Annotated in this window: 18 protein-coding genes; 9 read left to right on the plus strand and 9 right to left on the minus strand. The window is 40.8% G+C overall.

Annotated elements, in window-relative coordinates:
- Positions 1–11: 11 nt before the first annotated feature.
- Genes H1R16_RS04490 through H1R16_RS04510 form a run of 5 tightly spaced genes read left to right on the plus strand, consistent with a single transcriptional unit; the run spans position 12 to position 3,062 of the window.
- Positions 12–725: a CDP-alcohol phosphatidyltransferase family protein gene (locus H1R16_RS04490; RefSeq protein WP_181887612.1), complete on the plus strand. Its 714-nt coding sequence runs from the start codon at positions 12–14 to the stop codon at positions 723–725.
- Positions 726–749: 24 nt separating this feature from the next.
- On the plus strand, positions 750–1,514 hold the full coding sequence (locus H1R16_RS04495; protein WP_181887613.1) for a 3'-5' exonuclease: 765 nt from the start codon (positions 750–752) through the stop codon (positions 1,512–1,514).
- A 5-nt stretch (positions 1,515–1,519) separates the two neighbouring features.
- Entirely contained in the window at positions 1,520–1,942 is a 423-nt protein-coding gene (locus tag H1R16_RS04500) for a putative signal transducing protein (RefSeq protein WP_181887614.1), read from the plus strand.
- A 15-nt stretch (positions 1,943–1,957) separates the two neighbouring features.
- Positions 1,958–2,566 (plus strand): fumarylacetoacetate hydrolase family protein, encoded by a 609-nt coding sequence (locus H1R16_RS04505; RefSeq protein ID WP_181887615.1) that lies wholly within the window; start codon positions 1,958–1,960, stop codon positions 2,564–2,566.
- 58 nt (positions 2,567–2,624) lie between these two features.
- Entirely contained in the window at positions 2,625–3,062 is a 438-nt protein-coding gene (locus H1R16_RS04510; RefSeq protein ID WP_181887616.1) for a universal stress protein, read from the plus strand.
- A 76-nt stretch (positions 3,063–3,138) separates the two neighbouring features.
- Here H1R16_RS04510 and H1R16_RS04515 read toward each other — a convergent pair whose 3' ends face one another.
- On the minus strand, positions 3,139–3,369 hold the full coding sequence (locus H1R16_RS04515) for a hypothetical protein (RefSeq protein ID WP_181887617.1): 231 nt from the start codon (positions 3,367–3,369) through the stop codon (positions 3,139–3,141).
- 41 nt (positions 3,370–3,410) lie between these two features.
- Here H1R16_RS04515 and H1R16_RS04520 point away from each other — a divergent pair, with 41 nt between their 5' ends.
- Genes H1R16_RS04520 through H1R16_RS04530 form a run of 3 tightly spaced genes read left to right on the plus strand, consistent with a single transcriptional unit; the run spans position 3,411 to position 5,570 of the window.
- Entirely contained in the window at positions 3,411–4,307 is an 897-nt protein-coding gene (locus H1R16_RS04520) for a DUF6427 family protein (RefSeq protein ID WP_181887618.1), read from the plus strand.
- Between the two features lie 11 nt (positions 4,308–4,318).
- Positions 4,319–4,903, plus strand: coding sequence for a DUF3109 family protein (locus H1R16_RS04525; RefSeq protein ID WP_181887619.1), 585 nt, complete (start codon positions 4,319–4,321; stop codon positions 4,901–4,903).
- Positions 4,904–4,925: 22 nt separating this feature from the next.
- Positions 4,926–5,570: an MgtC/SapB family protein gene (locus H1R16_RS04530; RefSeq protein WP_181887620.1), complete on the plus strand. Its 645-nt coding sequence runs from the start codon at positions 4,926–4,928 to the stop codon at positions 5,568–5,570.
- A gap of 263 nt (positions 5,571–5,833) precedes the next feature.
- On the opposite strand, the gene H1R16_RS04535 is transcribed toward H1R16_RS04530, so the two are convergent.
- The 6 genes from H1R16_RS04535 to H1R16_RS04555 form a co-directional block, all read right to left on the minus strand.
- Entirely contained in the window at positions 5,834–6,532 is a 699-nt protein-coding gene (locus H1R16_RS04535; protein ID WP_181887621.1) for an IS3 family transposase, read from the minus strand.
- Positions 6,529–6,822, minus strand: a complete 294-nt coding sequence (locus tag H1R16_RS04540; protein ID WP_181887622.1) for a transposase — start codon at positions 6,820–6,822, stop codon at positions 6,529–6,531. The genes H1R16_RS04535 and H1R16_RS04540 overlap by 4 nt, the downstream gene beginning before the upstream one ends.
- Positions 6,823–6,893: 71 nt before the next feature.
- On the minus strand, positions 6,894–7,016 hold the full coding sequence (locus H1R16_RS12290) for a hypothetical protein (RefSeq protein WP_259370315.1): 123 nt from the start codon (positions 7,014–7,016) through the stop codon (positions 6,894–6,896).
- Between the two features lie 85 nt (positions 7,017–7,101).
- Positions 7,102–8,091 carry a T9SS type A sorting domain-containing protein gene (locus H1R16_RS04545; protein ID WP_181887623.1) on the minus strand — a complete coding sequence of 330 codons (990 nt, stop codon included), beginning with the start codon at positions 8,089–8,091 and terminating at the stop codon, positions 7,102–7,104.
- Positions 8,092–8,186: 95 nt separating this feature from the next.
- A complete protein-coding gene (locus tag H1R16_RS04550) occupies positions 8,187–8,645 on the minus strand; it encodes a hypothetical protein (RefSeq protein WP_181887624.1) in 459 nt (152 codons plus the stop codon).
- 5 nt (positions 8,646–8,650) lie between these two features.
- Positions 8,651–10,225 carry a hypothetical protein gene (locus H1R16_RS04555; RefSeq protein ID WP_181887625.1) on the minus strand — a complete coding sequence of 525 codons (1,575 nt, stop codon included), beginning with the start codon at positions 10,223–10,225 and terminating at the stop codon, positions 8,651–8,653.
- A gap of 278 nt (positions 10,226–10,503) precedes the next feature.
- Between H1R16_RS04555 and H1R16_RS12295 the strand changes: the two genes are divergently transcribed.
- Positions 10,504–10,629 carry a hypothetical protein gene (locus tag H1R16_RS12295; protein ID WP_259370316.1) on the plus strand — a complete coding sequence of 42 codons (126 nt, stop codon included), beginning with the start codon at positions 10,504–10,506 and terminating at the stop codon, positions 10,627–10,629.
- Between the two features lie 86 nt (positions 10,630–10,715).
- Here the strand turns inward: H1R16_RS12295 and H1R16_RS04560 are convergent, their stop codons facing one another.
- Positions 10,716–12,053 carry a trigger factor gene (locus H1R16_RS04560; RefSeq protein WP_181887626.1) on the minus strand — a complete coding sequence of 446 codons (1,338 nt, stop codon included), beginning with the start codon at positions 12,051–12,053 and terminating at the stop codon, positions 10,716–10,718.
- 85 nt (positions 12,054–12,138) lie between these two features.
- On the minus strand, positions 12,139–12,684 hold the full coding sequence (locus tag H1R16_RS04565; RefSeq protein WP_181887627.1) for a hypothetical protein: 546 nt from the start codon (positions 12,682–12,684) through the stop codon (positions 12,139–12,141).
- Between the last annotated feature and the right edge of the window lie 7 nt (positions 12,685–12,691).

Consider the following 12,691-nt stretch of genomic DNA (forward strand, 5'->3'; position numbering starts at 1 on the left):
TTTTTGCTGGTATGGGTTTTCTGAAAACAAATCTCGCTAACATTTTTACGCTGGGGAATCTTTTTTCCGGCTCAATAGGTGTCATCCAATTACTCGACGGCAATTACGGTACAGCTGCAGTATGTATTATCATAAGCCTGATCCTGGATTTCTTTGACGGATTCATTGCCAGACTCACCAAAACAGCCTCTAACCTTGGTGGTCAGTTGGACAGCCTTGCAGATATGGTGAGTTTCGGATTACTGCCGGGAGTCGTGATGTACAAAGCACTGGAACCCTTCGGCTATGATTTCATGGGCATAATGCTGCCGTTCGAAATTAAGTATCTGGCCTTCTTCATCACTGTCTTCTCCTGTCTGCGACTTGCCATTTTCAATATTGATGATGAGCAGAAATACTATTTTAAAGGCCTAAATACGCCCTCCAACACCGTTTTGATCCTGGGACTTTACTATGCTCATATGGAAAACGCAAGTTTCAGTTTCCTCTTTGAAAATCCGATGCTGCTTCTGCTTCTTACGGCGCTGTCCTCGTGGCTGCTTGTCAGTCCTCTGAAAATGGTTGCCATGAAGTTTAAATCAATGAGACCGGCAGATAATTATCCTAAGATCGCCTTATTAGTTGGTGGCATTCTGCTGCTTGTTATATTTGGAACTGTGGGGATTCCTTTGGCAGTAGTTTACTATATGGTTATTTCAGTGATTTTCCGGAAACAGCTCAGATAACGCTTTCTTATTAACAACAATACAATGAATTTAAAACTATATAAACCGCTCTGCATCTTCGATCTGGAAACCACCGGAACCAACGTGGCGAAAGACAGGATTGTTGAAATAAGCATACTGAAAGTTCATCCTGATGCCTCGCGCGAGAGCCGTACATGGCTCGTAAACCCCGGCATGTACATCCCAAAGGAATCTACTGCCGTACATGGGATCAGTGATGACGATGTAAAAGATTCACCTAAATTTGCTGAAATCGCACCAAAGGTTATGGAAATGATCACAGGTTGCGACCTGGGAGGCTTTAACTCCAACAGGTTTGATGTTCCGCTGCTGGCTGAAGAGCTTCTGCGGTCAGGAATTGATTTTGACCTCAGTAAATTCAAACTGGTGGATGCACAGACCATTTTCCACAAAATGGAACCGAGAAACCTTACAGCGGCCTATAAGTTTTACTGCCGCAAGGAACTTACGAACGCTCACTCGGCAGAGGCTGATGTACTGGCCACATTTGAAGTGCTTGACGCGCAGGTGGCCCATTATGAGGAATTGCCAAACGAAATTGCCGGACTGAGTGAATTTTCGCACCATTCAAGATTTGCGGACCTGGCGGGTTTTATCGCTTTTGATGAGGACGAGAAAGAGATTTTTACCTTCGGAAAATATAAAGGTCAGCGCGTGAAGGATGTTTTCCAGAAAGATCTGGGCTATTACGGCTGGATCCAGAATGCCGATTTTCCGCTGTATACCAAAAAGGTACTTACCGGCATCCAACTCAGAAGCAAATTTTAGAGATCATGGCTTCTTTGGTTAAATTCAAGTTTTACAGCAACAGCATAGAGGCAAACCGCGACAAGCAGATTCTGGCGAATCACGGTATTGAAAGCTTTATTGCCAATGAGCAAACCATTCAGTCAGACTGGCTCCTGTCTCAGGCGCTGGGTGGCATACAGCTGCAGGTATTTGAAGATCAGAGGGAGAAAGCAGCTGAGATCCTGGAAAATTTCCTGCAGAATGATCAATCACGCCTCGATGTGGAACACACTATCCCAAATCCTGAATTCGACATGGTTTGTCCCAAGTGCGGATCCAACCATCTTTACCGGGACGAGAACCCTGGTGGACTGTTCGGTATTTCGCTGCTTCTTATCGGGCTGCCGCTGAAAGGAAGGAGCAATATTTATCACTGCTATTACTGCGACCACGAATTCAAAGCTTAAAAACTACAGAATACTATGAAAATCATTTGTATAGGCCGGAACTATGCGGAGCATGCCCGGGAACTTGGCAACGAGGTCCCGGAAAAACCTGTGATCTTTATAAAACCAGATTCGGCGGTTCTGAAGAAGGGTCTGGATTTTTATATTCCTGAATTCTCCACGGACATTCATTATGAACTGGAGGTTGTGCTTAAAATATCGAAAGTGGGGAAATACATTCAGGCTGAAAGGGCCGGGGATTATTTCAGTGAAATTGGTCTGGGAATAGATTTCACTGCCCGCGACCTGCAAAGTGAACTGAAGGCGAAGGGACTGCCCTGGGAACTTGCCAAAGGTTTTGACGGTTCCGCAGCACTCTCTAACTTTTATCCCAAAGGTGATTTCGACCTCAAAAACCTGAATTTTTCACTTAACAGAAACAAAACCGAGGTACAGGCCGGGAATACCTCGATGATGCTGTTTTCACCGGAAGAAATCATCGCATTCGTTTCAAAGTACTTCACTCTGAAAAAAGGCGACCTTATTTTTACAGGCACTCCGAAAGGTGTGGGCAAAGTGGAAGAAAATGATATTCTGGAGGCATTTCTGGATGGACAGCGGGTAATGGATCTTAGAATTCAGTAATTGGACCTGCATCTTTCGCAAAAATTACTTAACTTTAAACTACAAAATTTTTTGCATCATGGTTAATATCGTTTTACCGATTGATTTTACAGAGACAGCAGATGTGCTTATAGCGGGGGCAGTTAAGTTTGCTAAAGAAAACAGAGGGAAAATCTTTCTGATTCATGTGGCTCCATCAGATATTGGTTTCGCCATCGGTGATATGGGTTTTCAGTATTTTCCCGAAGTAGAGCAGAACGAAATTAATGAGGAACTGAAACAACTGGACCGCATGCAGCAACAGATAACATCCCAGGGTGTGGAGTGTGAACATTTGCTTCGCCAGGGTATTGCCAGAGATATTATTCTGGAATATGCAGCGGAGAAAAATGCTTCATATATTGTAATGGGTTCGCACGGCCGCAGTGGCATTTATGATGTTTTTGTAGGTAGCCTGACCAAAGACCTGACTAAAAGTTCGCCTGTTCCTGTATTAGTGATTCCCTGTCATAAGTAAGTTAAGCAGATAAACTCAACAAAAATAAAAACCCGCTTTTCCTGGAAAAACGGGTTTTTATCTATAATCAATTTATTTAACCTTTCTTGTAAATTTCAGTGTCGTAATAAGGACGTTTTACCTTAGAAGGAGACTTGTAATCCCTGTCTTTGTTATTTCCCAAAGGAACAACAAGCTCCCAGCACCAATAAATGAAAATGATTGATGCAACGATGAAAAGTATCCAGTTCAAGACATAACCGAAAGCTTCAAAAAAACCAAAGGCCCAGGTGAAAACATCGCTTAAGAAGAGGAATATAGACGTCATTATTTTCTTTTTTAGATTAACTTTGCACAAATTTAAGAAAAATGTTCAGATTACTTTCAAAAGAAAGCAATATTTTTTCAATCCCCGTCTATATTGGTTTCCTGCTTTTGTCTGTAGTTGCATTTAATGTTTTTAGCCTCAACAGTTTATCGCTGATACCCACCCTTATAACAGTTGCAGGAATCGCGCTGGGATACTTTGGATTCAATACAATCGGTCTGACCTACCAAACCCATCTGCCACTCTTTCTTTACACATTTTTTATTTTTGCGTTCTTCCCCGGCGGACTGGACATTGGAATTGCGGTAGCACTGTTTACCAACTCGTTCCTTATCCTCATTATGACAAGTATGAATGATGATTTCAGGCGGAAATCCTACCTTATTGTGGGCGCTATTCTGGCCGTAAATTATATATTCCTGCCGGCTACATGGCCCATGGCTATATTTGCTCTGTTCCATATTCTTGGAACGTCTAACCGAATCGGCCTGCATATTTTCCGCCTGATTTACGGAGTGATCCTAATTGCTTTGAGTTACTTCCCGGTTATGAATTTCATGGGCTATCATTCATGGAATGATGCCTACTTCCCTTTTACAGCATTTAAATTTCACAGGGAATATGACCAACTTCTTTATCTCCTGCCTGTGATGCTAATGATGGCGTATGCCATTTTTGACCACTTTATACATTACAACAAGAAAAGCCCGATCAGCAAATTTAAATATTCCTTCATGCTCCTTTTCTTTATCGCACAGCTAATCACCGTTGTGCTTTACATGGGAAACCACTATGAATACCTTTTGCTGCTGGCGCTGCCGGCAAGCATCATATTAAGCCGTTTTCTGCGTTTCACCAAAAGAGAGTGGCAGAAAGAACTGGGCCTGTGGATAATCATTGGATGTGTGATTGCCTTTAAAATTGCCGGCTATCAATAAATTTTACGAACATGATACAGATTGACGATAAATTAATTTCTGAGGAAATATTTTCCGAAGAATTTGTTTGCAACTTAACCAAATGTAAGGGTGCCTGCTGCGTAGAAGGCGATGTGGGCGCACCACTGGATAAGGAGGAGACCAAAATCCTTGAAGATATTTTTGATAAGGTAAAACCTTACCTGCGCCCCGAAGGTGTAAAAGCACTGGAAGAACAGGGAACCTGGACCATAGATCCGCATGACGGTGATTATGTAACTCCTATGGTAAACGGTGCCGAATGTGCCTATGTGATCTTTGACGACAGAGGAATTACCAAGTGCGGAATCGAGAAGGCGTATGAGGACGGTGCTGTAGTTTGGCAAAAACCGATTTCCTGCCATCTCTACCCGATCCGTGTAACCGAATACTCCACTTTTACGGCGCTGAACTATCACGAATGGCCAATTTGCAGTGATGCCTGTGTTTTGGGCAAAGAATTGCAGGTACCTGTTTACAAATTCCTGAAAACACCGTTAATCCGTAAGTATGGTGAAAACTTCTACCTTACACTTTCGGAAGCTGCGGAAGAATGGAAGAAGGAATTCAGCAGCTGAAGAATTAACTAAATAAGATTTGATGTCTGAACATTTTGAACTCCTTGATGTATATAAAGCACTGTTCTCGGTAGCCGCAGGACTGATTTTGGGCTTCGAGCGGGAGATGAAAGACAAGTCTGCAGGACTGAAGACCATTACGGTGATTTGCCTTGGTTCCACCCTTTTTTCCATCCTTTCCTACAAACTTTCCGGCGTTGGCGACCCAACCAGGATTGCCTCCTACATTGTAAGCGGTATAGGCTTTCTGGGCGCCGGCGTTATCTTCAAGGAAGGTTTTAATGTGTATGGCCTTACAACAGCCGGTGTAATCTGGATTGCCGCTGCCGTGGGAATGTCTATTGGTTTTGGTGAAATTTATATGGCTTTCACATTTCTGTTAGCAGCGATGATTGTGATCAACACCGCAAAATATTTCACCAGCAGTTTGATGCCGCAGCATCACAGCAAAATTCTGAAACTTAAGATATCCTCAGAAAATTTTTCAGGCAAGTCTGGAATTGTAAGCGAGATTGCAAATATAGCTCGGGAAGCCAACGAAATAGGCCTGGAAAAAGAAGGGGAAAGCCTGACACTGACACTGGAAATATTTATCTCGGCTAAGGAACTGGGCAGGCTTGAAGACTATCTTGTTAAGAACAGGGATTTGCAGTATTTCAGTTTCTAAGATAATTGGAAACAGCTGTTTCAAAAACAAAATCCGTCCGGCAGTAAACTGCCGGACGGATTTTTTAAAATAAGCTTTATAGTATATTATAAAATACCTCGACATCACTAGACCACTTTTGATCATTTCTTAGTTGAATCAGGCTGCCGTTTTATACATACTAGCTGGCTTTTTTCTATCAATTCCCTGATGGGCTTTGTAATGATATTTTTCAATCCATTTTTTAATACCAATAAAAAGGTCAATGCCGGATTCTGCAGGATTTAAATAGATGTGCTGATACTTATAGTTCGCCAAAATCGTTCGATATAAATGTTGTCCAGCGCGCGTCCTTTGCCATCCATACTTATTTGGATATGCTGGTCTTTGAGATACTCAACGTACTCTCTGCAGGTAAATTGGCTGCCCTGATCACTGTTCAGGATCGATGGTTTACCGTGGTCCCGGATCGCATCTTTTACTACCCTTAGAGAGGAATCGGCATCGAGCGAGTTACTCAGTCCCCAGCCAACGATATAGCGGCTGTAAACATCGATAATTGCTGTTAGATACATAAATCCCTTTGCCATGGGAATGTAAGTAATGTCAATCTCCCAAACCTGATTTTTCTCCGTTATAGCGAGATTCCGAAGCAAATAGGGGTAAATATATTCGTTCTTTTTCCATTGCGTTAAATGCCTGCGGGGATAGATTGGTTTGATGCTAGCCAATCTCATCAGCCGTCTTACACGCTCATAACCAATGTGGATTCCCCTGTCCTCCAGCATGGATTGCATGGTCAGGACTCCGGCAGTGGGTTCTTCCAGGATATGCTTGTCCATGATCTCCATGATTTCCAGATTCACCTGCGGTTCGCCTTTGGGCTCATAGTAAAATCCGGAACGGTTTATTTCTAGAACCTCACATTGTTTACGGATACTCAGAGCATGTTTGCGGTCAATTAAAAGCTTGGAATCAATCATAGACCTAACCTGGATAAACTTTTTTTTAAAAAGTCTTTCTCCATCTGTAATTCCCCTATCTTGGAATACAGCTTATCCACATCCACATCGTTACCAGAGGTCGATGATTTGGTTTTCTGCTCAAATACAAGCGAGGAGTTCTCCAAAAACTCCTGCTTCCATTGCGAGATCTGATTGGGATGCAAATCAAACTTAACGGCCAGTTCTGAGAGTGTTTGCCGCTCTTTCAGTGCCTCAACGGCAACTTGTGCCTTGAAAGAGGAATCGAATTTTCTTCTGCTTCTTTTCATAATTTTCACTTGATTAAAATTAAACTTTTTTTTCAATTAGTCAAGTGGTCCAAATTTGCGGGGGTATTATATTATCCCTGCTTCACCAATTCCATAAGTGGTCGTGCGAAATCACCGTTTGGATTTTGTTGTTTCTCAAAGATATCAATACAAACTGTAATTTTTCTACCCGATAAAAGTATTGAGTTTTTCATGAATGCCGGATTTTAAAGACATTGGCATTTATAAAGAGACGTCGCGCATTAAATATCCGCGACACGAAAGCATTTAAATTTAACGTTATCTTTTAATAATTCTTGAGGAGGTATTTCCTGAATCTGTTTCCACAACAACATTATAAATTCCTTTTGCGACTCCGGACATAGAAATTCTGTCTGTTTTTTTAGTATTGATAATCATCCTTCCTGACATGTCAAAAACGGTAACTGATTTAATTTTACTACCAGATCTTGGTTTTATATTAAAGCTATCATCTACAATAGTAGGAAAAATTTCTGCCGCCGTGGAAGTGTTTGTTTCATTTGTTGAAAGGGCGGATGGCGCAAATCTGTAAACAGTACCGCTTGCAGGTGCAGAGGTAACATATACTTCGTAATTTGGCGTGTAAGCAAATGTTGGACTGCTCCCATTGCCGCTTAATGCATAAGCACTTCCTATAATTTCCCCTGTATTAAAGTCGAATTGGGGATATAAACCGCAGCCAAAACCAGGATCGCCGTCAAAACTTTGCGCGGGGTTGGAAATATTGCTTGCTCCAAAACGATATTCAATAATATTGGAACCTTCGTATAGCCAAAGCTGTATATTGATAAAATCGGAAGAAACATTATCGCTGATAATTTCATTATAAAAGCCCATGTTGCTCCATTCAAGTTTAAAAATTCTGCTTCCTACATTTCCTTCCGTTTTGTAGGAAATATTTGATTGTGAAGTTCCGCTTACGAATCCTCTGTCGGCAGTATCAGCAATTATTGGGGCGAAAATGAAACCGGTATTGGGATTTGGCTGATTTGAAAAGACAACGGTCGGGACAAAATTTGTATCAAAGTGCAACGCGTTGGTATTCAGGTTACCATTTGCTACGAAGTTGAAACCAATATTTGCTGTTGCGCTAATTCCTGACCACGAAGTCCAAACTGTACCGTTTGTAACCGAAGTTGAAGCCGTCAGTGCAACATAAGGTGATGAAAGCAGACTGAAATTGTAGATTTGTGCGTGCATGAACGGCATCAGCATTACTACAAACAGAGATTGTAAAATTTTTTTCATATTATATTTTTTTATAGATTGATAGTGTGAAAATAAAAATTTTTTTTGAAGAATTTACCTCACGCTTTAAACGTGAGGTTTTTAAAAAATATTAATTAATAACAGTTTCCACCACAACTTATCGCATTCTGATAGTCTTCCGGAGTTATGATATATGTTACTTTTAGCTCATTGTTATATATAGGATTATAAATATTCCTAGGCTGGTTAAAGCATTGATTTGATTCTGTACAATCTTGATAAATAACTCTTTTGGAATTATCAAAAACAACTTCTACATGAGTCAATATACCAGACGTAGGAGTTACAAAAAAACTTGACATTAACAAGCCGTCATTGTAAGGGGGATCAACTTCTTTTTTTAAAGCAATACTTCCATCCTGCACAATTGAAATTTTTGAGTTATAATTAACTTGACCGTTAAAATAGGGTATTAGGTCAATTTTAGAGTTGGACTTGTTTTTTATAGAATATTCATAATATTTTGTATCTCCCTGATCTGTTCTACATTGACTCAGCAGCAATATGAAACTTAATAATATAAGTGATTTCATAATATTTAATCTTGCCAGTTAGCGAATAATTCGTCAATAAAAGGTCTTGTAGGTTTATTAGGGTACATTGCTTTAACTTTATCCCTGTAGTCATTCCAATACCTTGCTCCTGACAGAGCATTTTCCAACTCTTTTATAGTATATCCTTTAACTTGATCAATGGGATATTCGGATCCGTAAATTCTTCTTTGATCTATCTCATCCGTCATGTCATATATTCCTGATGTATACAAGTTTTCTTCTGAAATTTTTCTTTTCTGATAGTTAATTATTTGATAATTAGAGTAAACGCTGTAATTAGTAATATTATACCTTACTTTATACCTTTCTAATGTCATCAAGATTTCCACTGCAGTTGGCCAACTCTCCAATAATCTACGATTCCTTTTTCTCACCTGTGTGTTTCCAGATAAAAAAGAGTCTTGTACGATATCGTTATAAGATGATCTATCTTTTACAGAATGCAAAGCATGGCTTAATTCATGAATTGTAGTACCATATACTTGATCAGATGGTTTTCCATAATCTTTTATATGAACTTGAGCTGATAGTCCAAATGTAATTTCACTTCTTAAATGTGAATAAGAAGAAGTCGGACCAGAGTTGGATAATCTACCTGCAATTTTTATCTGGGTCTGTTTTCCAAAATTATAAAAATGATTATTTATTGGAGGTGATATAAGAGCAAATCTATTTCCATAGTAGAAGTCATGCGCTGCTTGGTGAATTAATGAATGATATTCGTCCTTACCACCACTTATAGTCGTATGCCAGGATTGTTGCTTTACATTCGGCCCGTGTGTTTCTGCCTGAAAAAAAGATCCATCACGTACACTGTAATTATGTCTTTCCCACTGAATAACATACCGTGCTTTTCCGCGTACGTCCCCTGTGGAAAAATTTCCGTTGCCGTCAGTAATCCCTTGTCTTACCGTAAACCACTGCCGCATGAGGACCTGTGCACCTGTTACCGGTTTTACTCCTGCCACATCGTCGTTTACTTTTATATTCCCGCTGGGGTACCACTTTGTTGCAAATATAGAAAACAGTCCTCTTGCATTGGGTTCAGGTTCTGCTAAAAGCTCTTCCTCGTTTCCGGTTTGGGCAAAAGCATTGTAGAGCAAATGGTAAAACAAATCGGTGGTGTTATCTACCACATTCGTAATGGGATAACTTTCCATATTTTCCACCGCATCAAAATAGGCATCCTGCTCGGGGATATAAAGATGACTCAGCACCTCATAATCTACGTTGGGCAAGGCTTTACCTATAGGAACAGCGGTATAATACACCGAAATGGAGTCGGCATCAGGAACCCTGTTTTCCAGAAAGCCTTCGGCATATTCGCAATCCATACGGTAATCGAAATAATGAATGGTCGAATCCTGCTTCAACAAGCCTACCTCTTCCTCCGTGTTAGGTTTAAATTTCAGGTAGCGGTGCGTTTCCTGTATGGCAAAATCGCGGATAGGGAAATCTGGGTTCTCATCTTTTATTTTCTGTAAGGCATCTTCCATATTCGTCACCGAATACGGGTTTTGTAAAATCAGAGAGTCGCCGGAAAATGTACGGGCAGTCATGGAAGAAGTAAAGTTTTCCTCGTTTTTAGCTCTGGGTTCAAAAATTCGTCCTTACAAGAATTAACCAGCAAACTCGTGGCGGCTAAAAATAGAGAACAAACTGCCGTTAGAAGGGAACTGCACACTGCCTGTTTGTTTGTTTTTTTGTTTATCATTATATTATGTTTTATAACACTAAGCTATTTATTAAAAGCAAACAAAAACTTAAACAAATGTTAAAGTTTTGTTAAGAATTTACCATTCAAATTGACATCAAAACCTAGCGAGAGACCAACCAATTGAGCCTGGAAAAAGAAGGGGAAAGCCTGACACTGACACTGGAAATATTTATCTCGGCTAAGGAACTGGGCAGGCTTGAAGACTATCTTGTTAAGAACAGGGATTTGCAGTATTTCAGTTTCTAAGATAATTATAAACAGCTGTTTTTAAAATAAAATCCGTCCGGCAGTAAACTGCCGGACGGATTTTTTAAAATAAGCTTTGTAGGATATTATCCCTGCTTCACCATTTCCATAAACTCATCATGAGAAATTGGCGTTTCAGTCTTAGTCGCTTTTTCAAGGATCACATCTTTCAGTTTTGCCATTGCAACTTCTGAAGAAATCTGACGTACCTGCTCCTGGTCTTTCAGCATTTCTACAGCATATTTCTGTACCTCCTCGTCCGGAAGGTGGTGAATTCCGTAAATCGCCAACTGGTTTCTAACCAACTGTTCAGCCTGAGCCAATACATCTTCGTAATCAAGCTTGATCTCGTTGTCATTCATCAGTTTACCTTCAATGATCTGGTGCTTGATGGCAGCTCTTTCATTTTCCAGTACTCCTTTGGCCTGTTCTTCAGTTTTGATGTTCTCGTTGCTGAATACCAACCACTTTGTAAGGAAAGTTTCAGGTAGCTGAACTTCTTCTTTCTCTGTGATCTGCTCCAGTATGTTGTTTACGAAATGAATATCCGCGTTCTGCTGGAAATATTCATCAAGTTCAGACTTTACTTTCTCCTTAAGTTCTTCTTCAGACTTGATGTTTCCTTCACCGTACACTTTATCAAAAAGTTCCTGGTTCAGTTCGTGATTGTTCAGTCCGTAGAAATCTTTCACTTTCACCTCTACCTCATCGTGGTGCAAATGCTCAATTTCTGCTTTGCTGAAGCCCAACTGCTTGGCCAGTTCTTCCTTTTCAGTAAGGTCCGCTTTAGAAACCTTTACAGAACCGTCCATTTTCAGGGACTTCACCAGGTCAAATGCCTCCTTGCTTTCAGCATTGATGGTAACATTCTTTGGCGGGTGGTTGTGTGCACCTTCAGCATCTTCTTCAACTACCTGAGTGATTTCAAGTGCGATAAAGCTGTCATCAGTGATGTCATCCTGCGGAACCTGCTCGGCGAAACGCTTCTGCATGTTTTCGATGGACTTTGTAATTTCTTTGTCTGAAGCCTCTACTTTGTAGTGTGCTGCTTCATATTTGGAAAGGTCAATGGTCATTTCCGGCTCATAACCCACTTCAAAGGCAACTGAAAGCTGTTCAGCAGTGTGGTCAAAATCGTTTACCGGAAGCGGTACCGGCTGGCCCACCATTTTTAAATTATTTTCGTTGATGTAATTGTTCAGACTGTCGTTAACCAACTTATTGATCTCTTCAAAGGCGATAGGAGCTTCATACTGTCTCTTCACCAGGCTCATAGGCACTTTACCTTTTCTGAAACCGGGTACCTGCGCATTTTTCGCGTAATTGTGAAGTTGTTTTTCTACCTTGTCTTTATAATCTGCTCTGTCTACCGTTACGGTAAGTAAAGCACTAACCTCATCGTGGTTTTTTGCTGTTACATTCATTGTTATATCGAAATTTTTAGAGTTGCAAAAGTATGAATTTTATTTGATAAAGATTTGGCATATCCATGCTAAAATCTGCTAAAAATCAGTCGGTAATGGAAAAAACAGCCACCGCGTCCGTTTCGCCACCGGTTACACTTCCCCATGCGGTACCCATCTGATCCTCTGAAACATCAGCGGCATCATGGATCAGGGCCAGATTCAGTTTTGGAGTGCTGCCCGTTACAGTGTTGTTAACCTGCCATCTGCTCTTCACGCCAAGACGTTTGCCGTCTGTCCTCAAATCATCATCCAACCTTGTAAGTGTGATATCTGTATCGGTAAAACCAAAAATCAGAAAATGCTCATCCCTTTCGTCTATAATTTCATCAGTGATATCCTCCGCACCGTTCCGGAAGGCCACAGAAACCAAATAGCTTCTGCCATCCTGCAGTAAGATCGCAGGCTGGAAGGCAGAGTTCGCGATATAAGTGTAAGTACTGGAAGCCCCGCTAAGCTCGTCCACCACAGTAAGTTCAATGGCCGAGATCTCCTCCTGCGTAAAGACGTCTTCATTCTCATCAGCCCGGCTGCACGACTGTAAAAACAAAAGTAAAACAACAGGTAAAATATATTTGAGTAAAATTTTCATTGGTAAC

It is taken from the genome of Marnyiella aurantia, assembly GCF_014041915.1.
Taxonomy (GTDB): Bacteria; Bacteroidota; Bacteroidia; order Flavobacteriales; family Weeksellaceae; genus Marnyiella; species Marnyiella aurantia.